At 74.1% G+C, this 26,345-nt stretch carries 22 protein-coding genes, 3 tRNA genes and 1 pseudogene; 16 read left to right on the top strand and 10 right to left on the bottom strand.

Annotation, left to right across the window (positions count from 1 at the left end; all coding sequences use genetic code 11):
- The first annotated feature begins 78 nt into the window (after positions 1-78).
- Positions 79-1,107 (top strand): ketol-acid reductoisomerase, encoded by a 1,029-nt coding sequence (gene ilvC / locus ACI8AC_RS16265; RefSeq protein ID WP_456898866.1) that lies wholly within the window; start codon positions 79-81, stop codon positions 1,105-1,107.
- Positions 1,108-1,171: 64 nt separating this feature from the next.
- On the opposite strand, the gene ACI8AC_RS16260 is transcribed toward ilvC, so the two are convergent.
- The 3 genes from ACI8AC_RS16260 to ACI8AC_RS16250 all read right to left on the bottom strand — a co-directional run bounded on the left by ACI8AC_RS16260 (position 1,172) and on the right by ACI8AC_RS16250 (position 3,474).
- On the bottom strand, positions 1,172-1,870 hold the full coding sequence (locus ACI8AC_RS16260) for a DUF805 domain-containing protein (RefSeq protein ID WP_456898865.1): 699 nt from the start codon (positions 1,868-1,870) through the stop codon (positions 1,172-1,174).
- 165 nt (positions 1,871-2,035) lie between these two features.
- On the bottom strand, positions 2,036-2,575 hold the full coding sequence (locus ACI8AC_RS16255; protein WP_456898864.1) for a hypothetical protein: 540 nt from the start codon (positions 2,573-2,575) through the stop codon (positions 2,036-2,038).
- Between the two features lie 65 nt (positions 2,576-2,640).
- Entirely contained in the window at positions 2,641-3,474 is an 834-nt protein-coding gene (locus tag ACI8AC_RS16250; protein WP_456898862.1) for a hypothetical protein, read from the bottom strand.
- A 186-nt stretch (positions 3,475-3,660) separates the two neighbouring features.
- Between ACI8AC_RS16250 and serA the strand changes: the two genes are divergently transcribed.
- Together serA and ACI8AC_RS16240 are read left to right on the top strand one after the other, a co-directional pair.
- On the top strand, positions 3,661-5,262 hold the full coding sequence (gene serA / locus ACI8AC_RS16245) for a phosphoglycerate dehydrogenase (protein ID WP_456898860.1): 1,602 nt from the start codon (positions 3,661-3,663) through the stop codon (positions 5,260-5,262).
- A 16-nt stretch (positions 5,263-5,278) separates the two neighbouring features.
- Positions 5,279-6,301: a 3-isopropylmalate dehydrogenase gene (locus tag ACI8AC_RS16240; protein WP_456898858.1), complete on the top strand. Its 1,023-nt coding sequence runs from the start codon at positions 5,279-5,281 to the stop codon at positions 6,299-6,301.
- 81 nt (positions 6,302-6,382) lie between these two features.
- On the opposite strand, the pseudogene ACI8AC_RS16235 reads toward ACI8AC_RS16240, so the two are convergent.
- Both ACI8AC_RS16235 and ACI8AC_RS16230 read right to left on the bottom strand, forming a co-directional pair.
- Positions 6,383-7,303: pseudogene (locus tag ACI8AC_RS16235) on the bottom strand (phosphotriesterase family protein).
- Between the two features lie 103 nt (positions 7,304-7,406).
- Positions 7,407-8,930 carry a class I adenylate-forming enzyme family protein gene (locus tag ACI8AC_RS16230; RefSeq protein ID WP_456898856.1) on the bottom strand — a complete coding sequence of 508 codons (1,524 nt, stop codon included), beginning with the start codon at positions 8,928-8,930 and terminating at the stop codon, positions 7,407-7,409.
- A 288-nt stretch (positions 8,931-9,218) separates the two neighbouring features.
- On the opposite strand from ACI8AC_RS16230, the gene cimA reads away from it, so the two are divergent.
- Positions 9,219-10,817: a citramalate synthase gene (cimA, locus tag ACI8AC_RS16225; RefSeq protein WP_456898854.1), complete on the top strand. Its 1,599-nt coding sequence runs from the start codon at positions 9,219-9,221 to the stop codon at positions 10,815-10,817.
- Between the two features lie 26 nt (positions 10,818-10,843).
- On the opposite strand, the gene ACI8AC_RS16220 is transcribed toward cimA, so the two are convergent.
- A complete protein-coding gene (locus tag ACI8AC_RS16220) occupies positions 10,844-11,512 on the bottom strand; it encodes a hypothetical protein (RefSeq protein ID WP_456898852.1) in 669 nt (222 codons plus the stop codon).
- A 188-nt stretch (positions 11,513-11,700) separates the two neighbouring features.
- Complete coding sequence (locus ACI8AC_RS16215; protein ID WP_456898851.1) at positions 11,701-12,069, bottom strand: VOC family protein; 369 nt, start codon at positions 12,067-12,069, stop codon at positions 11,701-11,703.
- A gap of 53 nt (positions 12,070-12,122) precedes the next feature.
- Between ACI8AC_RS16215 and ACI8AC_RS16210 the strand changes: the two genes are divergently transcribed.
- The 10 genes from ACI8AC_RS16210 to ACI8AC_RS16165 all read left to right on the top strand — a co-directional run bounded on the left by ACI8AC_RS16210 (position 12,123) and on the right by ACI8AC_RS16165 (position 20,467).
- The gene (locus ACI8AC_RS16210) at positions 12,123-12,935 is read left to right on the top strand and encodes a fumarylacetoacetate hydrolase family protein (protein WP_456898849.1); all 813 of its coding nucleotides are present in this window, start codon (positions 12,123-12,125) and stop codon (positions 12,933-12,935) included.
- Positions 12,932-14,419 (top strand): glutamate--tRNA ligase, encoded by a 1,488-nt coding sequence (gene gltX, locus ACI8AC_RS16205; RefSeq protein WP_456898847.1) that lies wholly within the window; start codon positions 12,932-12,934, stop codon positions 14,417-14,419. Before ACI8AC_RS16210 ends, gltX begins: the two co-directional genes overlap by 4 nt.
- A 4-nt stretch (positions 14,420-14,423) precedes the next feature.
- The gene (locus ACI8AC_RS16200) at positions 14,424-15,740 is read left to right on the top strand and encodes a CPBP family intramembrane glutamic endopeptidase (protein WP_456898845.1); all 1,317 of its coding nucleotides are present in this window, start codon (positions 14,424-14,426) and stop codon (positions 15,738-15,740) included.
- Positions 15,726-15,797, top strand: a tRNA-Gln gene (locus ACI8AC_RS16195). The genes ACI8AC_RS16200 and ACI8AC_RS16195 overlap by 15 nt, the downstream gene beginning before the upstream one ends.
- A gap of 58 nt (positions 15,798-15,855) precedes the next feature.
- Positions 15,856-15,928 (top strand) — tRNA-Glu (locus ACI8AC_RS16190).
- Between the two features lie 101 nt (positions 15,929-16,029).
- Positions 16,030-16,102 (top strand) — tRNA-Glu (locus ACI8AC_RS16185).
- 99 nt (positions 16,103-16,201) lie between these two features.
- Positions 16,202-17,290 (top strand): galactose-1-phosphate uridylyltransferase, encoded by a 1,089-nt coding sequence (galT, locus tag ACI8AC_RS16180; protein WP_456898843.1) that lies wholly within the window; start codon positions 16,202-16,204, stop codon positions 17,288-17,290.
- A complete protein-coding gene (galK, locus tag ACI8AC_RS16175) occupies positions 17,287-18,465 on the top strand; it encodes a galactokinase (protein WP_456898841.1) in 1,179 nt (392 codons plus the stop codon). Before galT ends, galK begins: the two co-directional genes overlap by 4 nt.
- A gap of 26 nt (positions 18,466-18,491) precedes the next feature.
- Positions 18,492-20,153, top strand: coding sequence for a sodium:solute symporter family protein (locus ACI8AC_RS16170; protein ID WP_456898839.1), 1,662 nt, complete (start codon positions 18,492-18,494; stop codon positions 20,151-20,153).
- 14 nt (positions 20,154-20,167) lie between these two features.
- Positions 20,168-20,467: a hypothetical protein gene (locus ACI8AC_RS16165; RefSeq protein ID WP_456898838.1), complete on the top strand. Its 300-nt coding sequence runs from the start codon at positions 20,168-20,170 to the stop codon at positions 20,465-20,467.
- 46 nt (positions 20,468-20,513) lie between these two features.
- Here ACI8AC_RS16165 and ACI8AC_RS16160 read toward each other — a convergent pair whose 3' ends face one another.
- A complete protein-coding gene (locus ACI8AC_RS16160) occupies positions 20,514-21,191 on the bottom strand; it encodes an IclR family transcriptional regulator (protein WP_456898836.1) in 678 nt (225 codons plus the stop codon).
- Positions 21,192-21,255: 64 nt separating this feature from the next.
- On the opposite strand from ACI8AC_RS16160, the gene leuC reads away from it, so the two are divergent.
- Positions 21,256-22,716: a 3-isopropylmalate dehydratase large subunit gene (gene leuC / locus ACI8AC_RS16155; protein ID WP_456898834.1), complete on the top strand. Its 1,461-nt coding sequence runs from the start codon at positions 21,256-21,258 to the stop codon at positions 22,714-22,716.
- A gap of 20 nt (positions 22,717-22,736) precedes the next feature.
- A complete protein-coding gene (leuD, locus tag ACI8AC_RS16150) occupies positions 22,737-23,339 on the top strand; it encodes a 3-isopropylmalate dehydratase small subunit (RefSeq protein ID WP_456898832.1) in 603 nt (200 codons plus the stop codon).
- Here leuD and ACI8AC_RS16145 read toward each other — a convergent pair.
- On the bottom strand, positions 23,336-24,292 hold the full coding sequence (locus ACI8AC_RS16145; protein ID WP_456898831.1) for an NUDIX hydrolase: 957 nt from the start codon (positions 24,290-24,292) through the stop codon (positions 23,336-23,338). The two genes, leuD and ACI8AC_RS16145, sit on opposite strands and share 4 nt — an antisense overlap.
- Entirely contained in the window at positions 24,282-26,336 is a 2,055-nt protein-coding gene (locus ACI8AC_RS16140; protein ID WP_456898829.1) for an RNA degradosome polyphosphate kinase, read from the bottom strand. Before ACI8AC_RS16140 ends, ACI8AC_RS16145 begins: the two co-directional genes overlap by 11 nt.
- Between the last annotated feature and the right edge of the window lie 9 nt (positions 26,337-26,345).

Below are 26,345 nucleotides of genomic sequence, written 5' to 3'. Positions count from 1 at the left end.
CCCCACCCCTCGCTGCGCTCGGGGCGGGACCCGGGACCGGGCCGCACGCCCACCTCACCTCCGAAGGAGCACCACCGCATGGCCGCCGAGATCTTCTACGACGACGACGCCGACCTCTCGATCATCCAGGGGCGGACCGTCGCCGTCCTGGGCTACGGCAGCCAGGGGCACGCGCACGCGCTGTCGCTGCGCGACTCGGGCGTCGACGTCCGCGTCGGGCTGCCGGAGGGCTCGAAGAGCCGCGCCAAGGCCGAGGCCGAGGGCCTGCGGGTCGTGACCCCGGCCGAGGCCGCCGCCGAGGCCGACCTGGTCATGATCCTGGCGCCCGACCACGTGCAGCGGAACCTGTACAAGGAGTCGGTCGAGCCCAACCTGCAGGACGGCGACGCGCTGTTCTTCGGCCACGGCTTCAACATCCGGTTCGGCTACATCAAGCCCCCGGCCGGCGTGGACGTCGCCATGGTCGCCCCCAAGGGCCCCGGCCACCTCGTGCGCCGCGAGTTCGAGAACGGCAAGGGCGTGCCGTGCCTCGTCGCCGTCGAGCAGGACGCCAGCGGGCAGGCCCTGCCGCTGGCGCTGTCCTACGCCAAGGCCATCGGCGGCACCCGGGCCGGGGTCATCAGGACGACCTTCGCCGAGGAGACCGAGACCGACCTGTTCGGCGAGCAGGCCGTGCTCTGCGGTGGCGCCAGCGCGCTCATCACCGCGGGCTTCGAGACCCTCACCGAGGCCGGTTACCAGCCCGAGGTCGCCTACTTCGAGTGCCTCCACGAGCTCAAGCTGATCGTCGACCTCATGTACGAGGGCGGCATCGCCAAGCAGCGCTGGTCGGTGTCCGACACCGCCGAGTACGGCGACTACACCTCCGGTCCGAAGGTGATCGACGCCCGCGTCAAGGAGTCGATGAAGGAGGTCCTGGCCGCGATCAAGGACGGCTCGTGGGCCGCCGGCTTCATCGCCGACCAGGACGCCGGTGCGCCGGACTTCACGCGCCGCCGCGCCGAGGCCGAGGCGCACCCGATCGAGGAGACGGGGCGCAAGCTGCGCGGCCTGATGAGCTGGGTGTCGGCCTCCGACGACTACACCGGGACCGCCGCGCGCGGCTGACCGACCGGGACGCGAACGGGCCCCCACCTCGGCGGTGGGGGCCCGTTCGCGTCCGTGCGCCGGCTCAGTAGCCGCCGGTACCCCAGCCGCCGGCCGCGTGCTTCGTCGACGGGCCGTACCGGTTGGGGCCGGGCTGGCCCTCCGTCGCCAGGAAGACGATCACGACGATCCCGCCGAAGGGGATCAGGGCGAGCAGCAGCCACCAGCCGGACCTGCCGGTGTCGTGCAGGCGCCGGACGGCGGCCGCCAGGCTCGGCACGAGCAGGCCGAGGCCCAGCACCAGCGCCAGGACCGGGAACCCGAGCACCGCGTCGATCATCGACGCGACGATCGACGCGACGGCGTAGGCGAGGACGAACCACCAGTACTCCGCCCGCCGCGCACGGCCCGAGAAGTCGGCGTACCTGGCGAGGACGCTGCGCACGGCGTCCGCGGGGCTCATCGTGGCCGCCGAGGGCACGGGGCCGGCGTAGGGCGGGGCAGGGGCGTAACCGGCGGAGCCGCCCCACCCGCCCTGCGGGGCGCCGTGGGCCTGGTCGCCGTAGGGCTGGGCACCGTAGGGCTGGGCACCGTAGGGCTGGGCCCCGTGCTGAGGGGCGCCGTACGGCTGGTCGCCGTGCTGGGGCGCGCCGTACGGGGGGCCGCCGTACGGGGAGCCGCCGCCCCGCTGCTGGCCGGGTGGGGGCGGCGCGGCACCCGATCCGCCCGGCTGCGACGGGGTCGCGCCACCCTTGGTCAGGTCGGGGCCGCTGGGGCTGGACATCTCTGGCTCCTCCACACGTTCGTCACCGCCCGGCTGGCGGCCGGCGGCGGAGTGTAGGGGCGCGCAGGCGTCTCGTGGGGGGATCCCGGCGCGGTGCGCGTCCGCGGTCCCTGGTGCACCGGGGCCCCCGCGGCCGGCCGGCTGCGAGGGCCCCGGGGGACCGCGTCAGTAGCTGATGCCGCGGGCCGCGTAGTACTGCCGGGCCGACGGCTGCAGCAGCAGCGCGACCACGATGCCCGGCAGGACGAAGCCGAGCAGGCCGTTGGCCGCCGAGCCACCGTCGGACATCAGCGCGATGACCAGCGACAGCAGGTTGATGCCGATCGCAACGTAGCTGATCACCAGCAGCAGCCTGGGCGACTCGCCCCGCACCACCCGGATGCCGCCGATCAGCAGACCGACGGAGAGGGCGACCGAGACGAGCACGACCAGGCCGACGAGCAGGCCCAGGCCGAAGGCCACGCTCAGCGCGAGGAGGCCGAACAGGGTGCCCAGCCCGCCCCAGACGATGCCGACGACCGCCGCACCGGTGACGGCCCCCGGCCGCCGCACCGGGCCACCGCCGGAGCCGGTCGGGGAGCCCGGCCAGCCGCCGGCCGCGGGGGAGCCGTAACCCCCCGGCGGGGGCGGCGGGGCCGGGTCCCACCCGGGCTGCCGGGGTGGGCGGTCGTCCTTCGAGAAGTCGGGGCCGCTCGGGGTGGACATCGCGTTCCTCCGGGGGTCGTGGCCGTCGGGCCGTCCGGCGGCGACGGGGTCGGGCGCGCTGGTGCTCAGCGGCCGCGGCGGGCGCGGTGCGCGGCGAAGTAGGCGGCCGACTGCTTCATCGAGAGCAGGACGACGATCGCCAGCGCGGCCAGGAAGAACAGCAGGCTGGTGATGATCCCGCCCGCCCCGGCCGCGCCGCTGTCGGCCAGGTTGCCGATCAGGCCGATCGTGGTGAAGGCCAGCGCTATGGAGCCGCCCACCAGGAGCATCACCCGGCTGCGCCCCGTGAGCGCACGCACCGACCCCCAGATCATGACGACGGTCCACACCAGGGCGATGAGCCCGATGACCAGGGCGATCCCGGCCAGTGCGCCGGCGACGCCCTCGAACCCCGGCAGCTCCGCGTCGAAGTCGTCACCGGCGCTGCCGAACACCGCCCCCGCGAAGATGAACACCAGGCTGAAGAGGGCACCGATCGCCCCGAAGACGAACCCGAGGACCGCGGCGGTGACGACCCCGCCCGGCTTGGCCGGGGTCCCCGACTGCCCGTACTGCCCGTACTGGCCGTAGGCGGGCTGCTGGCCGTACCCCTGCTCGTACCCCTGGCCGTACTGCTGGGCGTACGGCTGCCCGTAGCCCGGCTGGTCCTGGCCCGGCTGGTCCTGGCCCGGCTGGCCGTACTGCTGGCCGTAGGCCGGCTGCTGCCCGTACCCCTGCTGCCCGTACCCCTGCTGCCCGTAGCCGGGCTGCTCCTGGCCCTGCTGGCCGTAGGGGGACGGCTGCTGACCCTCGCCCCAGGTCTGGCCGTACTGCTGCGGCCGGCCGTACTGCTCGCCGTAGGACGGCTGACCGTGCTGGCCGCTCGCGCTCGACCCGTGCTCGTTGTCGCTGCTGCTCATGGTCCCCTCCGCAAGGCGCCGGCCCTCCGCCGACTCTGCGCGCGCCAGGATCGGCGAGGTCGCCCGTCGCGGCAAGCACGCCCCACCCTTCGGCGGGGGGTGGCGCCTCGGAGCCGCCCGGGTACGGACGGTGCGCCCCGAGGTCTGCACCGGGCGCCGCGCGGGCCCGCCCTAGGCTGTGGTCCCGTGACCACGAGCGCCCCCGTCGTCCTGATCGCCGAGAAACTGGCCCCGAGCGTGCTGGAGGTGCTCGGCGGGGACGTCCAGATCCGCCACGTGGACGGCGCCGACCGTGCGGCGCTCCTCCCCGCGCTGGCCGACGCGGCCGCGGTGATGATCCGCAGCGCGACCCGGATCGACGCCGAGGCCCTGGCCGCGGCGCCCAACCTCAAGGTCGTCGCCCGCGCGGGGATCGGCCTGGACAACGTCGACGTCACGGCGGCCACCGAGCGCGGTGTCATGGTGGTCAACGCGCCGACGTCGAACATCGTGAGCGCCGCCGAGCACGCCGTCGCGCTGCTGCTGGCCGCCGCCCGGCAGATCCCGGCCGCGGACGCCTCGCTGCGCCAGGGCGTGTGGAAGCGCTCGGCGTTCATGGGTGTCGAGGTCACCGACAAGGTGGTCGGCGTCGTCGGCCTGGGTCGCATCGGGCAGCTGGTGGCCCAGCGGCTGGCCGCGTTCGGCGTCACGCTGATCGCCTACGACCCCTACATCCAGCCCGGGCGCGCGGCCCAGCTCGGGGTCCGCATGGTGTCGCTGGAGGAGCTGCTCCGCGAGTCGGACTTCATCTCGATCCACCTGCCCAAGACGCCGGAGACCCTCGGGCTGATCGGCGCCGCGGAGCTGGCCACCACCAAGCGCGGCGTCATCATCGTCAACGCCGCCCGGGGCGGGCTGGTCGACGAGGCCGCGCTGGCCGACGCGCTGCGCTCGGGCCAGGTCGGGGCGGCCGGCCTCGACGTGTACGCCACCGAGCCCTGCACCGACAGCCCGCTGTTCGGGCTGCCCAACACCGTGGTCACCCCGCACCTCGGCGCCTCCACCACCGAGGCGCAGGACAAGGCCGGGACCGCGGTCGCGCACTCGGTGCGCCTGGCGCTGCAGGGCGAGTTCGTCCCCGATGCGGTCAACGTGCAGGCGGGCGGTGTCGTCGCCGAGGACGTGCGGCCCGGCCTGCCGCTGGCCGAGAAGCTGGGCCGGGTCTTCACCGCGGTGGCCGGCGGCCTGGCCCAGTCCCTCACCGTCGACGTCCGCGGCAAGATCGCGGAGTTCGACGCCTCGGTGGTGCAGCTGGCCGCGCTCAAGGGGGTGTTCTCCGAGGTCGTCGAGGAGCAGGTCACCTACGTCAACGCCCCCCTGTTCGCCGAGCAGCGCGGCCTCGAGGTCGGCATGACCAGCGACGTGGAGAGCCCCGACTACCGCAACCTCGTCCGGCTGCACGGCGCGATGGCCGACGGCACCGAGGTGACCGTGTCCGGGACCCTCTTCGGGAAGAACCAGGTCCCCAAGCTGGTCTGCGTCAACGGCTTCGACATGGACCTCGACCCCGCCGGGTACCTGCTGTTCTTCGTCTACACCGACCGCCCCGGCGTGGTGGGCGCCGTGGGTGCCGCGCTCGGAGAGGCCGGGGTCAACATCGCCGGGGCGCAGGTCAGCCGCACCACCCGGGGCGGGGAGGCGCTCATGGCGGTGACCGTGGACAACCCGGTGCCGGCCGAGCTGCTCGCCGACATCGCCGGCCGGATCGGCGCGCGCGAGGCCCGCTCCGCGGACCTCACCGGCAGCTGACCTAGGGTCTGGTCCCATGCGCCTGGCAGTGATCCCCGGAGACGGCATCGGCCCCGAGGTGGTGGCCGAGGGCCTCAAGGTCCTCCGCGAGGTGGCCCCCGACGTGGAGAGCACCCCGTACGACCTCGGTGCCCAGCGCTGGCAGCGGACCGGCGAGCTGCTGCCCGACAGCGTGCTGGAGGAGCTGCGCGGCCACGACGCGATCCTGCTCGGCGCGATCGGGGACCCGGGGGTGCCGCCGGGCATCCTCGAGCGCGGCCTGCTCCTGCGGCTGCGCTTCGAGCTCGACCACCACGTGAACCTGCGCCCGGCCCGGCTGTTCGACGGCGTCCGCAGCCCGCTGGCCGACCCCGGGCCGATCGACATGCTGTGCGTGCGCGAGGGCACCGAGGGGCCCTACGTGGGCAACGGGGGCGTGCTGCGCAAGGACACCCCGCAGGAGGTGGCCACCGAGGTCAGCCTCAACACCGCCTTCGGGGTGGAGCGCGTCGTCCGGTACGCCTTCGAGCGGGCGCTGGCCCGGCCGCGGCGGCACCTGACCCTCATCCACAAGACCAACGTGCTCACCCACGCCGGGTCGCTGTGGTCGCGGGTGGTCGAGGAGGTGTCGGCGGAGTTCCCCGACGTCACCGTGGCCTACCAGCACGTCGACGCGGCGACGATGTTCTTCATCACCGACCCCGGCCGTTACGACGTCATCGTCACCGACAACCTCTTCGGCGACATCGTCACCGACGTCGCCGCTGCGGTGACCGGGGGCATCGGGCTGGCCGCCAGCGGCAACCTGGACGCCTCGGGCACCAACCCGAGCATGTTCGAGCCGGTGCACGGCTCGGCGCCCGACATCGCCGGCACCGGCGTCGCCGACCCGACGGCGACCGTGCTCTCGGTCGGGCTGCTGCTCGAGCACCTGGGCCACGCCGACCTGGCGAAGAAGGTCAACGCCGCGGTCGCCTTCGACCTCTCCACGCGGGACCCGCAGGGCCCCGTGCGCACGCAGGAGGTCGGCGACCGCCTGGCCGCGCTCGCCGGCGGCTGAAGAGCACCCCGTCCTGCCCACCCCCGCTCCGCTCGGGGCGGTGCCCTGGACGGGGCCGCGGTCGGGCCGGACGGGCGCGGGTCACTCGAAGTAGCGCCGGGGCGTGTCCACGAGCATCTGCCGGATCTGCTCCTCGGTGACCCCGCGGTCGCGCAGCGCCGGCAGGACGTCCTTGCTGATGTGCGTGAAGTTCCAGTTCGGCTGGACCTGCTGGAACGCGGCCCGGGCCGCGGGGTCGGGGAATTAGTCGATGAAGCAGCTGGCGTCGTGCGCGAGCACCATCCGGTCGGCGTACCCCCGCTCGGCCAGCGCAGCGATCGTGGCCACCCGGGCGTCCGTGGGGTTGTAGATGTCCAGCCCGAACCGGTCCATGCCGAGCAGGCAGCCGGCATCGGCCAGCCCGGTGAGGTAGTCGAGGTCGTTGCTGTCGCCGGCGTGCCCGATGACCACCTTGGTGAGGTCCACGCCCTCCTCGCCGAACACCTGGACGGCCAGCCGGCCCGCCTGGTCGTGCGAGGAGGTGTGCACGGTGATCGGCGCCCCGGTGGCGCGGTGGGTCGCCGCGCAGGCGCGCAGGGTGCGTTCGACGCCCGGGGTCAGGCCCTTGGCCTCGACCACGCACTTGAGGAACGCGGCCTTCACCCCGGTGTCGGCGATGCCGTCGCGGATGTCGCGGGTGAAGTCGTCGACCATGGGATCGGTGGGCAGGTCCAGGGCGAGACCGGGCCCGCGGTGCTCGTACTGGTGCGGGATCTCGTCGTAGGTGTAGAGCCCGGTGGCGACGACGATGTTGATGTCGGTCTGCTCGGCGACCCGCTGCACCCGCGGGATGTAGCGGCCCAGGCCCCAGACCGTCGGGTCGACGATCGTGTCGATGCCCAGGGACTTCAGCTCGTCGAGCTTCGCCACGGCGTCGGCGACGCGCTCGTCCTCGTCCCACCAGGCCCCGGCCCCGTAGTTCTGCACGTGCTCGGTCGACAGGACGAAGACGTGCTCGTGCATGAGGGTCGCGCCGAGGTCGGCGGTGTCGACGGGGCCACGGACGGTCTCGACGGTGGGCACAGGTCTCCTCGGGGTGCGTCGGGCGGGTGGACGGGGTGGGGCCTCAGCGGACCGGCTGCCAACCGCCCTGCTCGCGCAGCGGCGGCTTGAGCACCTTGCCGCCGGGGTTGCGGGGCAGCGGCTCGCTGCGGATCGACAGGTACTGGGGCACCTTGAAGTCGGCCAGCCGCTCGCGGGCGAAGGCCAGCAGGTCCTGCGCGTCGACCTCCCGGCCCGGCAGGGGGACGACGACGGCGCCCACCTTCTCGCCCATCATCGGGTCGGCCACGCCGACGACCGCGACCTCGCCCACCGCCGGGTGCGCGGCCAGGGCGTTCTCCACCTCGACGCAGTACACGTTCTCGCCGCCGCGGTTGATCATGTCCTTCTTGCGGTCGACGACGTAGACCAGCCCGTCGTCGTCGATGCGGGCGAGGTCGCCGCTGTGCAGCCAGCCCTCGACGAAGGTCTCCGCCGTCTGCTCGGGCTTGCGCCAGTAGCCGGCGACGACGTTGGGTCCGCGGATCAGCAGCTCGCCGACGCCGGTCGCCGGGTCGGGGTCGGCGAGGTCGAGGTCGACCACCGGGGCCGGGAAGCCCACCGAGTCGGCGTGCTCGGCGGCGTACTCGTCGGGCAGGTAGGTCGACACCGAGGAGGTCTCGGTGAGCCCGAAGCCGTTGCCCACGCGGGCGGTCGGGAACGCCGCCTTGATGCGGTGCACGAGGTCCGGCGCGATCGGCGCACCGCCGTAGCTCAGCGCCCGCACCGACGAGGTGTCGACCTCGGCGAACTCCGGCTGCTGCAGCGCCAGCCAGTAGATCGCCGGGACGGTGGTGAGCACGTCGACGCGCTCGTCGGCGATGGCGCGCAGGAAGGCCTGCACCTCGAAGACCGGCATGATCACCGCCCGCCCGGCGACCGCCGTGACCACCAGCAGCTGGGAGTTGCAGCCGGTGACGTGGAACAGCGGCACCGAGACGAGGGTGGTCAGCCGCTGGTCGCGGTCGAGGGACAGGCAGCGCAGGCAGGTCTCGACGTTGGACAGGAAGTTCTCGTGGGTGGTCATCGCACCCTTGGGGAAGCCGGTGGTCCCGCTGGTGTAGAAGATCGCGGCCAGGTCGGTGTGCCCCTGGTCGGTCACCTCCACCGGCGCGCCGTCGGGCAGCGCGGCCCCGGGCTCGACGACGTAGGCGGCGCCGGAGTCCTCGACGACGTAGCGGACCTCGGGCTCGGCGAAGCGGGTGTTGACCGGGACGGCGACCGCACCGGCGAGCAGCGTGCCCCAGAACGCGAGCACCCAGTCGTTGCCGTTGGCCAGCCGGTTGGCGACCCGGTCGCCCGGCTGCACACCCGCCGCCCGCAGCCCCCCGGCGACCCGTGCCGCGCGGTCCCACAGCTGCCGGTAGGTCACCCGCCCGCCGCCGAGCTCGACGAGCGCCTCGGCGTCGGGGTGCGCCTCGACGGCCGCGCGCAGCATCGCGGTCAGGTTCCGGGGCAGCCCGGTGTAGCGCCGGACGCCGTCCGGGCCGACCTCGGTGCCGCTGCGGTCGTAGGGGTAGGGCCGCGTGCGAGCTGCGGTGCCGGTCACCCGCGCCTCCCGGTGGGACGTCGTCGTCTCCAGCCTGCGTGCGGAGTGTGTCGGGCATCACCCCCGGTGTCCACCGCGGGCGCGAGGTGGGTCGCGGCGGTCGATCCCGGCGCCCGCGCGTGCTTTACTCGACGGCGATGCACCCCACCGGCTCGACCGCCAGCGCAGCGCCGATCACCACGGCGCTGATTATCGCGTAGCGCGCAGTCACCTCCCCGACTGCGCGCAGACCTCCCGTACCCGGGGGGTCTTTTTCGTGTTCGGGCCGCCCCACCCGCAGGAGATCCGATGTCCACGCCGCTCGAGTCCGCCCCGCTGGACTTCCACGTCTTCGACACGACGCTGCGCGACGGCGCGCAGCGCGAGGGCGTGAGCTACTCCGTCGCCGACAAGCTGGCCGTCGCGCGGCTGCTCGACGAGATCGGCGTCGGGTACATCGAGGGTGGCTGGCCGGGGGCGCTGCCGAAGGACACCGAGTTCTTCGCCCGCGCCCGCACGGAGCTCAAGCTGCGGCACGCCCAGCTGGTCGCCTTCGGGGCCACCCGCAAGGCCGGTGTCCGCGTGGAGGACGACGCCCAGGTGCAGGCCCTCCTGGACGCCGGGACGCCGGTGGTCTGCCTGGTCGCGAAGTCCGACGTCCGGCACGTGCGGGAGGCGCTGCGGACCAGCCTCGAGGAGAACCTCGCGATGGTCGCCGACACCGTCGCCCACCTGGTGCGCCACGGCCGCCGGGTGTTCCTCGACTGCGAGCACTTCTTCGACGGCTACGCGGCCGACCCCGACTACGGCGTCCGCGTGCTGGCGGCGGCCTTCGACGCCGGCGCCGAGGTCGGCGTCCTGTGCGACACGAACGGCGGGATGCTGCCGATGGGGGTGGGCCGGGTGGTGGCCGACGTCCGGTCGCGGGTGTCCGGCCGGCTCGGCATCCACTGCCAGGACGACACCGGCTGCGCGGTGGCCAACACCCTCGCCGCGGTGGAGGCGGGCGTCACGCACGTGCAGGGGACGGCCAACGGCTACGGGGAGCGGGCCGGCAACGCCGACACGTTCGCGCTCATCGCCAACCTGGTGACCAAGATGGGGCTGCCGGTGGTGCCGGCCGAGTGCCTGCCCGAGCTGCAGCGGGTCAGCCACGCGATCGCCGAGCTGGCCAACATCGCCCCCGACGAGCACCAGCCCTACGTGGGCGCCTCGGCGTTCGCGCACAAGGCGGGCCTGCACGCCAGCGCCATCAAGGTCAGCCCCGAGCTGTACAACCACCTCGACCCGGCCGTGGTCGGCAACGACATGCGCATCCTGGTCACCGAGATGGCCGGCCGGGCCTCGGTCGAGCTGAAGGGCCGCGAGCTCGGCGTCGACCTCGACGGGCACCCCGACGCCATCGCCCGGGTCGTCGACCAGGTCAAGGTCCTCGAGGCCGACGGCTGGTCGTTCGAGGCCGCCGACGCCTCGTTCGAGCTGCTGCTGCGCGCCCAGCTGCCCGACGCCCCGCCCCCGCTGTTCGAGCTGGAGAGCTACCGCACCTCCGTCGAGCACTGGGGCAACGGCGTGGTCGTCAGCGAGGCCACCGTCAAGGTCCACGTCGACGGCGAGCGGATCATCTCCACCGGGGAGGGCAACGGCCCGGTGAACGCCCTCGACAACGCGCTGCGGGCCGCCCTCGTGTCGCGCTACCCCGAGCTGGCCGGGGTCTCCCTGGCCGACTACAAGGTGCGCATCCTCGGGTGGAAGGGCGGCACGAGCGCCACCACCCGCGTGCTCATCGACACCACCGACGGGGTGGGGGAGTGGACGACGGTCGGCGTCCACGACAACGTCGTCGAGGCCTCCTGGCACGCACTGGTCGACGCGCTCACCTACGCCGTCCGCCACCGCCGCCCGCGCTGACGCCGGCGGATCGGGCCCCGGCCGTCTCAGCCGCGGCGGGTGGCCCCGGTCCCCGTCGGGTCGGGGGACGCCGTCGCCCCCTGCGGCCCGGGCCCGGACGGAGCCACGGGCGCCTGGTCGACGACGACGTTCGGCGGGCGCTCGGCGGCGAGCCGCTCGGCCTCCCGTTGGACGGCCCGGCGCTCGGCGTCCCGGACCGCGGCGCGGACGTCCTTCGTCGACCGGACCGTGAACCGGCCGAGGGCCTGGGCGGCCAGGAAGACGATCAGCACCCCGAGCCCGGAGAAGAAGGCCAGCTGCTCGAGCACGGCCAGCGTCTCGTCGGTGGCCGCCGGTGAGCCGGCCGCTCCACCGGGCCCGGCCCACAGCTGCCCCACCACCGGCCCGACCACGAACCACGCGCCCGCGGCGCTGGCGAGGTAGCCGCCGACCACCCCGACGGCGCGGTTGGCCGTGGTGGCCAGCAGCAGGCCGCCCAGGACGGTGGCGAACCCGGGCAGCACCTCGAGCCAGAAGCGGTCGGCGGTCCACGTCCAGGGGTCGTCGGGCGTGTAGGCGAAGTCGAAGTACGGGCCGACGAAGGGGATCAGGGCGCCCCACACGCCCAGCAGGACCAGCAGCAGCCCGCTGACCGCACCGCGGCTGCGGGCCACGCGCATCCGGCTGGGGCGGTCGGCGGTACGGGGTTCGGCCATGGTGGTCTCCCTGCGCACGAGCGGACGGTGCTGTGCTCGCACCCACTACCCGCGGCGTGGCGCTGCGATGCGGAGCCGGGCCGCACCACCCGGTCGGGGGACTCCGGGGAGCCGGGCGCACGGCTCCGCGGCGGCGGGGGACGGCACCCGGCCGCGGTCGGAGGCCGGTAGGCCGACCCGTGTCGCCCTCACAGCCGGCGCCGCAGCAGGCAGAACGGGTTGCCCTCCGGGTCGGCCAGGACGTGCCAGCTCTCCGCGCCGGTCTGGCCGACGTCCGCGGGTGTCGCCCCGAGGTCGAGCAGCCGCTGCAGCTCGGCGTCCTGGCCCCAGTCGGTGGGGGAGAGGTCCAGGTGCAGCCGCGGCCTGCCGGGCGCGGGGTCGGGCGTCGGCGAGAAGACCAGCGTGGGTGCCGGCCCGCCGAAGCCCTCCTCCGGGCCGATCTCCACGGCTCCCTCCTCCCGGGAGAGCACCCGGTAGCCGAGGACCCGCGCCCACCACGCGGACAGCCGCTCGGGGTCCCGGCAGTCGATGACGATCTCGCTGAGTCGGCAGGCCACCCGGGAACCGTAGGGCCGCAGCGGGGCCGGTGCGGGTCAGTAGCCTCGACGTCGTGCGCATCGTCCGTTTCGCCTCGCCCTCGGGCATGTCCTTCGGTGTCCTCGACGGGGACGGCCAGGTCGCCCAGATCGAGGGCCACCCCTTCGGCACCGTCTCGTTCACCGGCCAGCGGTACGCGCAGGCCGACGTGCGGCTGCTCTCGCCGATCCTGCCGAGCAAGGTGGTGTGCGTCGGCAAGAACTACTCGGCCCACGTCGCGGAGATGAACACGGGCGACGCGCCGAGCGAGCCGCTGCTGTTCCTCAAGCCGTCCACGTCGGTCATCGGCCCGGGCGACGCCATCCGCATCCCGCCGGGCAGCACGAACGTGCACCACGAGGCCGAGCTGGCCGTGGTCATCGGGGCCCGCGGGGCCCGGCACGTGAGCCCCGAGCAGGTCCCGGCGAGCATCTTCGGCTACACGATCGCCAACGACGTCACCGAGCGGGACATGCAGCAGCGGGACGGGCAGTGGACCCGCGCCAAGGGCTTCGACTCCTTCTGCCCGCTCGGCCCGTGGATCGAGACGGACCTCCCCGGCCTGGGCAAGGACCCCGCCGACCTCGCGGTCACCTGCACGGTGGACGGCGAGCTGCGCCAGTCCGGCCGCACCAGCCAGCTGCTGTTCGACGTCCCGACCCTGGTCTCCCACATCTCGCGGGTGATGACGCTGCTGCCCGGGGACGTCGTGCTCACCGGCACCCCGTCGGGGGTCGGTCCCCTGGCGCCGGGGCAGCGGGTCGAGGTCACGATCGAGGGCCTGGGCACGCTGACCAACACGGTCGCCGACGCGGACACCACCTCGACCGCCGGGGGCCCGCGGTGACCCCGCCCGCGAGCGGCGTGCGCACCCGCTTCTGCCCGTCGCCGACGGGCACGGTGCACGTCGGCCTGCTGCGGACGGCGCTGTTCAACTGGGCGCACGCCCGCCACACCGGCGGGACCTTCGTCGTCCGCATCGAGGACACCGACGCCGCCCGCGACTCGGAGGAGTCCTACCGGCACCTGCTCGACAGCCTGCGCTGGCTGGGCCTGGACTGGGACGAGGGCCCTGAGGTCGGCGGCCCGCACGGCCCCTACCGGCAGTCGCAGCGCCACGAGGTCTACCGCGACGTCGCGGCGAAGCTGCTGGCGGCCGGGCACGCCTACGAGTCGTTCTCGACCAACGAGGAGGTCGAGGCGCGCCGGCTGGCCGCGGGACAGGACCCGAAGCTCGGCTACGACAACGCCGACCGGTTCCTCACCGACGAGCAGAAGGCCGCCTTCCGGGCCGAGGGGCGCGAGCCGGTGCTCCGGCTGCGGATGCCCGAGGAGGACCTCACCTGGACCGACCTGGTGCGCGGCGAGGTGCGGTTCGCCGCGGGGTCGGTGCCCGACTTCGTCATCGTCCGGGCCAACGGGGTGCCGCTGTACCCGTTCGTGAACCCGGTCGACGACGCGCTCATGGGGATCACCGACGTCCTGCGGGGGGAGGACCTGCTGCCCTCCACGCCCCGGCAGCTGGCGCTGTACGCGGCGCTGCAGGACATCGGGGTGGCGTCCGGCACCCCGCGGTTCGGCCACCTGCCCTACGTGACCGGCGAGGGCAGCAAGAAGCTGTCCAAGCGGGACCCGCAGTCCAACGTGGACGTCTACCGGCAGCGGGGGTTCGTCCCCGAGGGCTTCGCCAACTACCTGGCGCTGCTCGGCTGGGCCATCGCGGAGGACCGCGACGTGTTCTCGATGGCGGAGATGGCCGAGGCCTTCGACGTCACCCGGGTGAGCGCGAACCCGGCCCGCTTCGACCTCAAGAAGGCCGAGGCGATCAACGCCACGCACCTGCGTGCGCTGCCGGTGGAGGAGTTCATCACCCGCGTCGTCCCGTTCCTGTCCGGAGCGGGGCTGGTCGCCGACCCCCCCACGCCGGAGCAGGAGCGGCTGCTGCGGGCGATCGCGCCCATGGCGCAGGAGCGGGTGGTGGTGCTCTCCGACGCCGTCGAGCTGCTGCGGTTCCTGTTCGTGGCGGACGTCGAGATCGACCCGGCCGCCGCGGCCAAGCAGCTGTCCGGGCCCGAGGCGGCCGAGGTGCTCGACGCGGCGGCCACGGCCCTGCGCGACCTGGAGGACTGGACCACCGAGGCGGTCGAGGCCGCGCTCAAGACGGCCCTGGTCGACGGGCTCGGGCGCAAGCCCCGCCAGGCGTTCGGCCCGGTGCGGGTCGCGGTGAGCGGACGGACGGTGTCCCCGCCGCTGTACGAGTCGATCGAGCTGCTCGGCCGGGAGCGCACGCTGGCCCGGCTGGCGGCGGCACGGGCCGCGGTCCCGGGGTGATCCCGTGAGCGCGCCGGTGCCGCCGGGCGCGGGCCCGGCCCCCGACCCGGACGACGAGCCCTACACCGGGCCGCCGCCCACGGGGCCCTACGGCGCGCCGCCGCGCGTGCCCGGCGCGCTGCACGGCGTCCACTCGCTCCCGGCCACCGGCGCCTTCGCCGGCCCGGTGGCGTGGCCGCTGGGGCCGGTGCCCCTGCCGCCGGGCCCGCACACCCACCCCGGGCAGCCCCCGCCGGGCCTGCCGTCGTGGCAGCGTGGGGCGCTCGACCGGCGGCCGTACCCGGCCCCGGCCCCCGGGGTGCCGTGGTCGCCGCCGCCGGGGACGCCCCCGCACGACCGGCCGACGCCCTTCCTGCTGGCCATGCGCTCGCGGGACTGGCGCTGGTGGCGGCCGCTGCTCGGGCTGCTCCTGATCACGGTGGTGTACACGGTCGCGGCCACGGTCGTCGTCCTCGTCGCCTTCGTCACCGGCGCGTTCCCCGACCTGCAGCTGCTCGACCTGGTCGACCCCGGCGTCCTGCTCATCACCAACCTGTCGCTGATCGTCGCGATCCCGACCGTGTGGCTGGCCTGGGTCGCCGCGCACGGCATGCGCCGCGGCTGGTCCTCCTCGGTTCTCGCCCGGCTGCGCTGGCGGCTGCTCCTGCCCTACACGCTGCTGGCCCTGCCCACCCTCGGCGCGGGCATCGCGCTGTCGCTGCTGGCCGGGCTCTGGGTCGACGGCGGTGAGGTCACCGGCCCGACGCCGGCCTACGGCTGGCTGGTGCTCGTGGTCCTGCTCACCACCCCGCTGCAGTCGGCCGCCGAGGAGTACGTCTTCCGCGGCTACCTCAGCCAGACCGTCGCCGCCTGGATCCGCGACCCGCGCACCGGTGCGGTGGTCGCCGGGGTGCTCACCGCGGCGCTGTTCTCCGCCGCCCACCTGCCCCCGGACGTGTGGACCTTCCTCGACCGGTTCGCCTTCGGCCTGGCCGCCTCCGCGGTGGTCTGGCTGACCGGGGGGCTCGAGGCGGCCATCGTGCTGCACGCGGTCAACAACGTGCTGGTGTTCCTGCTGGTCGGCGCGCTCGGGGAAGGGGTGACCACCGACTCGATCCCGGCCGGTGCCGGGCTGATCGTGGTGACGCTGGACCTGCTGGTCATGGCCGCCTACGTGTGGCTGGTCGCCCGCTCCGGCCGGCGCCTGCAGCCGGAGACGCTGACGGCCGCCCAGGACCTGCGACCACCGTCACGCCAGGGGGTGCCCGACCCGCCTCCGGGCGTCGGGTATGGTGGTCTGCGGCGCCGCGAGGTGCAGCAACACCCTTGGGGTATGGGGTAATTGGCAGCCCGACGGATTCTGGCTCCGTTAGTCTAGGTTCGAGTCCTGGTACCCCAGCGAGGAACGTCGTCGGTCCTGGGACGACGTGCTCCTCAGCACGACCGCACGACCGCACGGCCCCGTCGTCTAGCGGCCCAGGACGCCGCCCTCTCACGGCGGTAGCGAGGGTTCGAATCCCTTCGGGGCTACAGCAGGCGGGAGCCCCCGGCCACCAGGCCGGGGGCTCCCGTCGTGTGCGGGACCCCGGTCGCGGGCCTCCGGAGGAGGCGTGGCACCATGGTGCCCGCACGGCCCCGTCGTCTAGCGGCCCAGGACGCCGCCCTCTCACGGCGGTAGCGAGGGTTCGAATCCCTTCGGGGCTACAGCAGACGGGAGCCCCCGGCCACCAGGCCGGGGGCTCCCGCCGTCGTCGGGGGAGGCGGGTCGGTGGCGGGACCGGTCGCGGGCTAGCGTCCCTGCACGTGATCCGCACCAGTCGCCGTCTGGCCGACGGCCGGGAGCTCCTCTACTACGACGCCGACGGCACCGCCCCGGCGCGGACGGCGGAGGACCCGCGGGACCTGCCCCCGGTGAGCACCCGCTCCCAGCTGCGCTTCGACCCGCTGCTCGGGGAGTGGGTGGTGCTGGCCTCGCACCGGCAGACCCGGACCTTCCTCCCGCCGGCCGACCTCTGCCCGCTGTGCCCGACCCGCCCCGGGCGGGAGGCCACCGAGATCCCCGAGGCCGACTACCAGGTCGTCGTCTTCGAGAACCGGTTCCCGTCCCTGGCCACGGCCGTCGACACCGACGTCCCGCCGACCGCCCCGGGGGCCCCGCTCACCGAGCTGCGGCCCGGCTTCGGCCGCTGCGAGGTCGTGGTGTTCACCAGCGAGCACGACCGCTCGTTCGCCACCCTGGGGCGGGACCGGGCGCGCCTCGTCGTCGACGTGTGGGCCGAGCGCACCGCGGAGCTGTCGGCCGTCGACGGCGTCGAGCAGGTCTACGTGTTCGAGAACTCCGGCGAGGAGATCGGGGTGACCCTCTCCCACCCGCACGGGCAGATCTACGCCTACCCGTTCGTGGCGCCGCGGGTGGGGAAGGTGCTCGCCTCGGCCGCCCGCCACCGCGCCGGCACCGGCGGGGACCTGTTCGCCGACGTCCTGGCCGCCGAACGCTCCGGCCCGCGGGTGGTCGCGGCCAACGCCCACTGGACCGCCTTCGTGCCCGCCGCGGCCCGCTGGCCGTACGAGGTGCAGCTCTTCCCGCACCGCCGGGTGCCCGACCTCGCCGCCCTCGACGGCGACGAGCGGGATGCGCTGGCCGAGGTCTACCTCGACGTGCTCGGCCGCTTCGCCCGGCGCTTCGACACCCCGATGCCCTACATCTCCTCGTGGAACCAGGCCCCGGTCTCCCGCGGCCGGGAGGACTGGTGGCTGCACCTGCAGCTGTTCAGCCTGCGCCGGGCGCCGGGCAAGCTGAAGTACCTGGCCGGCTCGGAGTCCGGCATGGGGGCGTTCATCAGCGACACCACCCCCGAGGACGTCGCCGAGCAGCTGCGGGCACTGGCGTGAGCGCCCCGGGGTCCGGGGCGGACGCCGCCGACCGCGCCCGCCGGGCCTTCACCGAGGCCTTCGGTGCCGCGCCCGAGGGGGTCTGGGCCGCCCCCGGGCGGGTGAACGTGATCGGGGAGCACACCGACTACAACGAGGGCTTCGTGCTGCCGGTGGCCCTGCCGCACACGACCCGTGCCGCGGTCACCCGGCGGGACGACGGCGTGGTGGCGCTGGTCTCGGTGCAGCACCCCGGGGAGCGGGTCGAGCTGGCCGTCGCCGAGCTCGCCCCGGGCCGGCCGGCCGGCTGGGCCGGGTACCCGGCCGGGGTGGTGCACACGCTGCGCGACCGGGTGCCGGGCGGGGTGAGCGTGCTGGTCGACGGCGACGTCCCGGCGGGGATGGGGCTGTCCTCGTCGGCCGCGCTGTCGTGCTCGGTGGCGTTGGCGCTGCGGGACCTGGCCGCCCCGGACCTGGCCGTCGCCGACCTGGTCGACGTCGCCCGCAGCGCGGAGAACGACTTCGTCGGCGCCCCGACCGGGATCCTCGACCAGTCGGCCTCCCTGCTCTGCACGGCCGGGCACGCGCTGTTCCTCGACACCCGCGACCGCAGCAGCGAGCAGGTGCCCCTGGACCTCGCCGCGGCCGGGATGCAGCTGCTGGTGGTGGACACCGGGACGACGCACGACCACGCCACGGGCGGCTACGGCGACCGGCGCCGTGAGTGCGAGCGGGCCGCCGAGCGGCTGGGCGTGGCCGCGCTGCGCGACGTCGCCGCGGTCGCCGACCTGGCCCGGCTGGACGACGGCACGCCCGGGGGGGCGCTGCTGCTGCGGCGGGCCCGGCACGTGGTCACCGAGGACGCGCGGGTGCTCGAGGTGGTCCGCGTGCTGCGCGGGGACGCCGGCCCGGCCGCCATCGGCCCGCTCCTGACCGAGGGCCACGCCTCGCTGCGGGACGACTTCGAGATCTCCACCGTGGAGCTCGACACCTGCGTGGCCACGGCGCTGGACCACGGCGCCGAGGGGGCCCGCATGGTCGGCGGCGGGTTCGGCGGCAGCGCGGTCGTGCTGGTCCGCCGCGAGCGCACCGACGAGATTGTGACCGCGATCACAGATCGTTTCGCCGCGGAGGGGTACACAGCGCCGCGGACCTTCGCCGTCACGCCGTCTCCGGGGGCCCACCGACTCGACTGACCACCCAGCACCGGAGGTCTCCGCCCGTGGACGCGCTCCGCCTCGACGCCTCGTTCGTCGACTACCTCCTCGTCGCCGTCTACTTCGGCGTGGTCCTGATGATCGGGTTCGCCGCCCGACGACGGGTCTCCGACAGCCTCGACTTCTTCCTCTCCGGCCGCAGCCTGCCGGCCTGGGTGACCGGGCTGGCGTTCATCTCCGCCAACCTGGGCGCCGTCGAGATCATCGGCATGTCGGCCAACGGGGCCCAGTACGGCATGTCGACCATGCACTACTTCTGGGTCGGCGCGGTCCCGGCGATGCTGTTCCTCGGCATCGTGATGATGCCCTTCTACTACGGGTCCAAGGTCCGCAGCGTCCCGGAGTTCATGCGGCGCCGGTTCGGCACGGGGGCGCACCTGGTCAACGCGCTGTCCTTCGCCCTCGCGCAGGTGCTCATCGCCGGGATCAACCTGTTCCTGCTGGCGACCATCGTCAACGCGCTGCTCGGCTGGCCGCTGTGGATCTCGCTCATCGTCGCCGCCGCGGTGGTGCTCAGCTACATCACCCTCGGCGGGCTGTCGGCGGCGATCTACAACGAGGTGCTGCAGTTCTTCGTCATCGTCGCCGCCCTGCTGCCGCTGACGCTGATCGGGCTGCACCGCGTCGGGGGGATCGGCGGGCTGATCGACGAGGTCACGGCCACCGACGGCGCCGAGCAGCTGTCCTCCTGGCCGGCCACCGACCTGTCGGGCTTCGAGAGCCCGGTCTGGTCGACCGTGGGCATCGTCTTCGGGCTGGGCTTCGTGCTCTCCTTCGGCTACTGGACGACGAACTTCGTCGAGGTCCAGCGCGCGATGGCCACCAAGTCGATGTCCGCGGCGCGCAGCACCCCGGTGATCGGGTCCTTCCCGAAGATGTTCGTCCCCTTCATCGTCGTCATCCCGGGCCTGATCGCCGGCATCCTGGTGCCGGAGATCCAGCAGCTCAAGGCCGGCCAGGACAGCGACCTGTCCTACAACGAGGCGCTGCTGGGCCTGGTCCGCGACGTGCTCCCCAACGGCCTGCTGGGGGTCGCCATCGCCGGGCTGCTGGCGGCCTTCATGGCCGGCATGGCCGCCAACGTCTCGGCCTTCAACACCGTCTTCAGCTACGACCTCTGGCAGACCTACGTCGTCAAGGACCGGCCCGACCACTACTACCTGGTGGTCGGCCGGTGGGCCACGGTCGGGGCGACGGTCGTCGCCATCGGGACGGCGCTCATCGCGGCGGGCTACCAGAACCTGATGGACTACCTGCAGACGCTGTTCGGCTTCTTCAACGCCCCGCTGTTCGCCACGTTCATCCTCGGCATGTTCTGGAAGCGGATGACCCCGACGGCGGGCTGGACCGGGCTGGTGTCGGGCACGCTGGCCGCGATCGTCGTCTTCGTCCTCTCGGAGACCGGCGTGTTCGACCTGCCGGGCCAGGGGACGGCGTTCGTCGCGGCCGGGGCGGCCTTCGTCGTGGACATCGTCGTCAGCGTCGCGGTCACGATGGTCACCCGGCCGAAGCCCGCCCGGGAACTGGTCGGCCTGGTCTACTCCGAGACGCCGAAGGAGCAGCGCACCGACCCGGACGCCCACCGGCTGCCCTGGTACCAGTCGCCCACCAAGCTCGCCGGGATCTCCCTGGTGATGGTGGTCGCGCTCAACGTGGTCTTCCGGTGAGAGGAGCTCGGGACATGTCCACGGGAAACGACGGCGGCGGGCGCTCCCGCGCCGCGGGCGCCTTCGACGTCCGCAACGTCATCGCCGCCCTCATCGGCTTCTACGGCGTCGTGCTGGTCCTCATGGGGCTGTTCGCCGACTCGCCGGCCGACCGCGAGAAGACCGGCGACGTGAACGCCAACCTCTGGGCCGGGATCGCGATGGTCGTGTTCGCGCTGGCCTTCGCGCTCTGGTCGCGGCTGCGGCCGGTGGTCGTCGACGAGGGCGCCGACGTGACCGGGGACCAGGAGGACGGCCGGCCGCCCGCGCACTGACCCCGGGAGCCGGCCCCGCGGGGCGCGGAGGAGCGGGGTCCCCTCGTCAGCGGGCGGCGCGGGAGATCGCGCCCGCCGCCTCCAGGACCGCGCCGACCACCTCGGGGGCGGGGCGGCGGCCCAGCCGCTCGACCGGTCCCGAGATCGACACCGCCCCGAGCACCCCGCCGGCGGCGTCGCGGACCGGGGCCGACAGGGAGGCCACGCCGGCCTCGCGCTCGGCGACGCTGTGCGCCCAGCCGCGGCGCCGGACGTCGAGCAGGGTGCGGGCGGTGAAGCTGGCCGCGGGCAGCAGCGGGGTGACCTCGTCCACCGGCGCGAAGGCGAGCAGGGCGTGCGCTGCCGAGCCCGCGGTCATCGGCAGGCGGGCGCCCACCGGGACGGTGTCGCGCAGCCCGTGCGCCCGCTCGGCCGCGGCGACGCACACCCGGGTGGCGCCGTCCCGCACGTAGAACTGGGCGCTCTCGCCGCTGGTGTCGCGCAGCACGACCAGGTGCCGGCCGGCGATGTCGGCCAGGTCGGCGACCCCGCGGGACAGCTCGGCCAGCCCGGGTCCGGGTGCCCAGGCGCCGGCGGCCGTGCGGCGGACGAGGCGGTGGCCCTCGAGCGCCACCGCCAGCCGGTGCGCGGTGGCGCGGGGCAGCCCCGTCCGCTCGACCAGCTCGGCGAGGGTGGCCGGCTCGGCCGCGACGGCGCGGAGGATGGACACGGCTTTGTCGAGCACGGCGACGGGGTTAGGCTGTCCCACAGAGCAATACTCGCATCCCACTGTCTGAGAAGGCCAGCCGGTGGGCGCGACGACGACCCAGGAGGGGACCCTCGTGCCGAAGACCCTGGCGGAGAAGGTGTACGACGCCCACGTGGTGCGCAGCGCCGAGGGCGAGCCGGACCTGCTCTTCATCGACCTGCACCTGGTGCACGAGGTCACCAGCCCGCAGGCGTTCGACGGGCTGCGGGCCGCCGGCCGCACGGTGCGGCGTCCGGACCTCACGATGGCCACCGAGGACCACAACGTCCCGACGCTGGACATCCTCGCGCCGATCGCCGACCCGGTCAGCCGGGCGCAGGTCGAGGCGCTGCGCCGCAACGCCGCCGAGTTCGGCATCCGGCTGGCCCCGATGGGCGACCGCGACCAGGGCATCGTGCACGTCATCGGCCCGCAGCTCGGGCTGACCCAGCCGGGCATGACGATCGTGTGCGGGGACAGCCACACGTCCACGCACGGCGCCTTCGGCGCGCTGGCGTTCGGCATCGGCACCAGCGAGGTCGAGCACGTGCTGGCCACGCAGACGCTGCCCCAGTACCGGCCGAAGCAGATGGCGGTCACCGTCGACGGCGAGCTGCCGCCCGGCGTCTCGGCCAAGGACGTCATCCTCGCCGTCATCGCGCAGATCGGCACCGGCGGCGGCCAGGGCCACGTCATCGAGTACCGCGGCAGCGCCGTCGAGAAGCTGTCGATGGAGGCCCGGATGACGATCTGCAACATGTCGATCGAGGCCGGCGCCAAGGCCGGGCTGATCGCCCCCGACCAGACGACCTTCGACTTCCTCAAGGGCCGCCCGCACGCCCCCCAGGGCGCGGACTGGGACGCCGCGGTCGAGTACTGGTCGACGCTGCGCACCGACGAGGACGCCGTGTTCGACCACGAGGTCCGCATCGACGCCGCGTCGCTCACGCCCTACGTCACCTGGGGCACCAACCCCGGCCAGGGGCTGCCCATCTCCGGGCGGGTGCCCGACCCGGCCGACTTCGCCGACGAGGGCGACCGCCGCGACGTCGAGGGCGCGCTGGCCTACATGGGCCTGACCCCGGGCACCCCGCTGCGCGAGATCGAGGTCGACACCGTCTTCCTGGGGTCCTGCACCAACGGCCGGATCGAGGACCTGCGCGTGGCCGCCGAGCTGCTCCGCGGGAAGCGGATCGACCCGAGCACCCGCATGCTCGTCGTCCCCGGGTCGGTCGCGGTCAAGTCGCAGGCCGAGGCCGAGGGCCTGGACCGCGTGTTCCTCGACGCCGGCGCCGAGTGGCGCGGCGCGGGCTGCTCCATGTGCCTGGGCATGAACCCCGACCAGCTCAAGCCGGGGGAGCGCTCGGCCTCCACCAGCAACCGCAACTTCCAGGGCCGGCAGGGCAAGGGCGGGCGCACCCACCTGGTCAGCCCGGCCGTCGCGGCGGCCACCGCGCTGACCGGCCGGCTCACCGCCCCGGCCGACCTCGAGCCCGCCGACCTGGCCACCGCCGGCGTCTGACCCCGACTGGAGCCCTCGCCATGGACGCCTTCACCACGCACACCGGTACCGCGGCCCCGCTGCGGCGGACCAACGTCGACACCGACCAGATCATCCCGGCCGAGTACCTCAAGCGGATCACCCGGACCGGGTTCGAGGACGGGTGCTTCATCGCCTGGCGGACCAACGAGCCGGACTTCGTGCTCAACCGGCCCGAGCACGCCGACGCCTCGATCCTGGTCGCCGGGCCCGACTTCGGCACCGGCTCCTCGCGCGAGCACGCCGTCTGGGCGCTGCTCGACTACGGGTTCCGGGTGGTGATCAGCTCGCGGTTCGCCGACATCTTCCGCAACAACTCGACCAAGGCCGGGCTGCTCACCGTGCTGCTGCCCCAGCCCGAGGTCGAGGCGCTGTGGCAGGCGGTCGAGGCCGACCCCACCACGCCGGTGACCGTCGACGTCCGGTCGAGGACCGTCGCGTACGGGTCGACGACGGTGCCGTTCGAGATCGACGACTACACCCGCTGGCGGCTGCTGGAGGGGCTCGACGACGTCGGCCTCACCGAGCGGCACCTGGCCGACATCGAGGCCTACGAGGCGGCGCGCCGGCCCTGGCTGCCCACCGCCCTGCCCGCCCGCGGCTAGCGGGCCGGGTCGTCGCCGTCCGGGCCGAAGTCGCGGTAGTAGTCCGCCGACAGCGCGCCCGGGCGGCCGCCGAGCACCCACGTGCTGCCCTTCGCCGCCGGCGGCCACAGCGCACCGCCCACGCCGGCGAAGCGCACCCCGAGGCCGACCAGCACCGACGGGATCGCCCCGCCCTGGCTGCACACCACGGTCACCCCGCCGTCGGTCCGGGGCTCGAGCAGCCGGTCGACCACCGCGAGCCCCGCCTGCGGGTCGGCGGCGAACTCCTCCTCGCCCAGCTCGGGGAGCTCGCCCACCGGCAGGCCCAGGGCCTCGGCGAGGGGCTCGAGGGTCTCCCGGCAGCGGGTGCGCGGGGCGCTGAGCAGCTCCCGCGGCCCGAACAGCGGCAGGGCCGCGGCGAGCTCCCGGGCCTGCCGCCGGCCCTTGGTCGACAGCGGGCGCAGCTCGTCGGGGCCGTCCCACTCCGAGCGGCTGCCGGCGTGGGCGTGCCGCACGAGCAGGAGCGCCGGCTCCCGCGGGACGTCGGTGCGCGTCAGGTCGTCGAGCACGGCGCGGTCGGCCTCGTGGCTGACCGCCGCGCGGGCCTCCTCGACCGGCAGCCAGCGCAGCGCGTCGACCTCGTCGCACGGGGTGAACTCGCCGCCGACAGCCCGCATGAGCCAGTAGTCGACCCGCTTGGTGCCCGCCTCGACCGGGTACTCGGTGCGCACGCTGCGCCGTCCGGCCACGACCGCCAGCCCCGTCTCCTCGGCCACCTCCCGGACGGCGGCGGCCAGGGCGTGCTCGCCGTCCTCCAGCTTGCCCTTGGGCAGCGACCAGTCGTCGTACCGCGGCCGGTGCACGAGCACCGTCTCCAGGACCCCGTCGGGGCCGGGCCGCCACACGGCACCCCCGCCGGCCCGGACGACGGTCCCGGGGGCGGGGCGGGTCCCGGACGGGGACTCAGCCGGCATGCTCGACCGCCGCCATCAGCGCGGCCTGGTAGTCCCGCTCGCCGGTGCGCCGCCAGGTGCCGTCACCCCCGAGCTCCCAGCAGCGGACCCCGTCGGCCATCGCGGCGTCGAAGACGTCCTCGAGCTGGGCCTGGGTCGACTCGTCGCAGACCCGCAGCAGGACCTCGACGCGCCGGTCCAGGTTGCGGTGCATGAGGTCCGAGCTGCCCAGCCACCACTCGCCCTCGCCGTTGTTGCGGAAGTTGATGACCCGGGAGTGCTCGAGGTAGCGGCCCACGATCGAGCGCACCCGCACGTTCTCGGACAGGCCGGGGACGCCGGGGCGCAGCGCGCAGATGCCGCGGATGAGCAGCTCGATGGGGACGCCGGCGGCCGAGGCCTCGTAGAGCGCGTCGATGATCTCCTCGTCGACCAGCGAGTTCACCTTGATCCGGATGCCGGCGGTCCGGCCCTCCGCGGCGTTGCGCGCCTCGCGGCGGATCCGCTCCACGAGTCCCTGGCGGATGCCGTGCGGGGCCACCATGAGGGTGCGGTAGGTGGTCTGCCGCGAGTAGCCGGTCAGGGTGTTGAACAGGTCGGTGAGGTCGGCGCCGACCCGGGGGTCGGCGGTGAGGATGCCGAGGTCCTCGTAGATCCGCGCGGTCTTCGGGTTGTAGTTGCCGGTGCCGATGTGGCAGTACCGGCGGATCACCCCGCCCTCGCGGCGCACGACCAGCGCGGTCTTGCAGTGCGTCTTGAGGCCCACCAGGCCGTAGACCACGTGGCAGCCGGCCTTCTCCAGCTCGCGTGCCCAGCTGATGTTGGCCTCCTCGTCGAAGCGCGCCTTGATCTCGACGAGGACGACGACCTGCTTGCCCGCCTCGGCCGCCTCGACGAGCGCGTTGACGATCGGGGAGTCGCCGGAGGTCCGGTAGAGCGTCTGCTTGATCGCCAGCACGTTCGGGTCCGCGGCGGCCTGCTCGATGAACCGCTGCACGCTCGTGGCGAACGAGTGGTACGGGTGGTGCACCAGCACGTCGCCCTCGCGCAGGGTGGCGAAGACGCTCATGGGGGTCTCGCCCTCGGAGAGCCGGGGGTGGGTGGCCGGCACGAACGGCTCGTCCTTGAGCTCCGGGCGGTCGAGGTCGTACAGGCCCCACAGCGCCGCGAGGTCCAGCAGCCCGGGCACGTGGACGACGTCCTCCGGGTCCACCTCCAGCTCCGACATGAGCACCTGGAGGATCTGCGGGTCCATCGGCTCGGCGACCTCCAGCCGCACCGCCGGGCCGAACCGGCGGCGGGCCAGCTCGCGCTCCAGCGCCTGCAGCAGGTCCTCGTCCCGGTCCTCCTCGACCTCCAGGTCGGCGTTGCGGGTGACCCGGAAGAGGTGGTGGTCGATGACGTCGAGGCCCGGGAACAGCTGCGGCAGGTGTGCGGCGATGAGGTCCTCGAGCGGCAGGAAGGTCGCCTCGTCGTCGGGCGCCCCCACGGGCACGAACCGCGGCACGTTGTTGGGCACCTTGAGGCGGGCGAACCGGGGCGCCCCGGTGTCGGGGTCGCGCACCGACACCGCCAGGTTCAGCGACAGCCCGCTGATGTAGGGGAACGGGTGGGCCGGGTCCACCGCCAGCGGGGTCAGCACGGGGAAGACCTGGTCGCGGAAGTACTCGCGCAGCCGCTTGGCCTCGGTGTCGGCCAGCTCGTCCCAGTGGACGATGCGGACCCCGGCCTCCTCCAGCCGCGGGGTGATGTCCTTGGTGAAGACGTCGGAGTGCCGGTGCACCAGCTCGCGGGTCCGCTCGGTGACCCGGGCCAGCTGCTCCCGGATGGTGAGCCCGTCGGGGGAGCGGACGGTCAGCCCGGTGCTGTGCCGGCGCTTGAGCCCGGCGATGCGCACCATGAAGAACTCGTCGAGGTTGCTCGCGAAGATGGCGAGGAACTTCACCCGCTCGAGCAGCGGCAGCGACTCGTCCTCGGCGAGCTCCAGCACGCGCGCGTTGAAGTCGAGCCAGGACAGCTCGCGGTTGATGAAGCGGTCGGCCGGGGCCGGGCGGGCAGGAGGCACGGGGTCATC

It is taken from the genome of Geodermatophilus sp. SYSU D00758, assembly GCF_054049955.1.
The sequence above is the reverse complement of the archived record's forward strand: the minus strand, read 5'-3'. Positions and strand labels throughout refer to the sequence as shown.

Bases quoted from the DNA above. Each gene is read 5' to 3' on its own strand.
- ilvC (WP_456898866.1), top strand. From the start codon at position 79: ATGGCCGCCGAGATCTTCTACGACGACGACGCCGACCTCTCGATCATC.
- ACI8AC_RS16260 (WP_456898865.1), bottom strand. From the start codon at position 1,870: ATGTCCAGCCCCAGCGGCCCCGACCTGACCAAGGGTGGCGCGACCCCG.
- ACI8AC_RS16255 (WP_456898864.1), bottom strand. From the start codon at position 2,575: ATGTCCACCCCGAGCGGCCCCGACTTCTCGAAGGACGACCGCCCACCC.
- ACI8AC_RS16250 (WP_456898862.1), bottom strand. From the start codon at position 3,474: ATGAGCAGCAGCGACAACGAGCACGGGTCGAGCGCGAGCGGCCAGCAC.
- ACI8AC_RS16240 (WP_456898858.1), top strand. From the start codon at position 5,279: ATGCGCCTGGCAGTGATCCCCGGAGACGGCATCGGCCCCGAGGTGGTG.
- cimA (WP_456898854.1), top strand. From the start codon at position 9,219: ATGTCCACGCCGCTCGAGTCCGCCCCGCTGGACTTCCACGTCTTCGAC.
- ACI8AC_RS16220 (WP_456898852.1), bottom strand. From the start codon at position 11,512: ATGGCCGAACCCCGTACCGCCGACCGCCCCAGCCGGATGCGCGTGGCC.
- ACI8AC_RS16165 (WP_456898838.1), top strand. From the start codon at position 20,168: ATGTCCACGGGAAACGACGGCGGCGGGCGCTCCCGCGCCGCGGGCGCC.
- leuD (WP_456898832.1), top strand. From the start codon at position 22,737: ATGGACGCCTTCACCACGCACACCGGTACCGCGGCCCCGCTGCGGCGG.
- ACI8AC_RS16145 (WP_456898831.1), bottom strand. From the start codon at position 24,292: ATGCCGGCTGAGTCCCCGTCCGGGACCCGCCCCGCCCCCGGGACCGTC.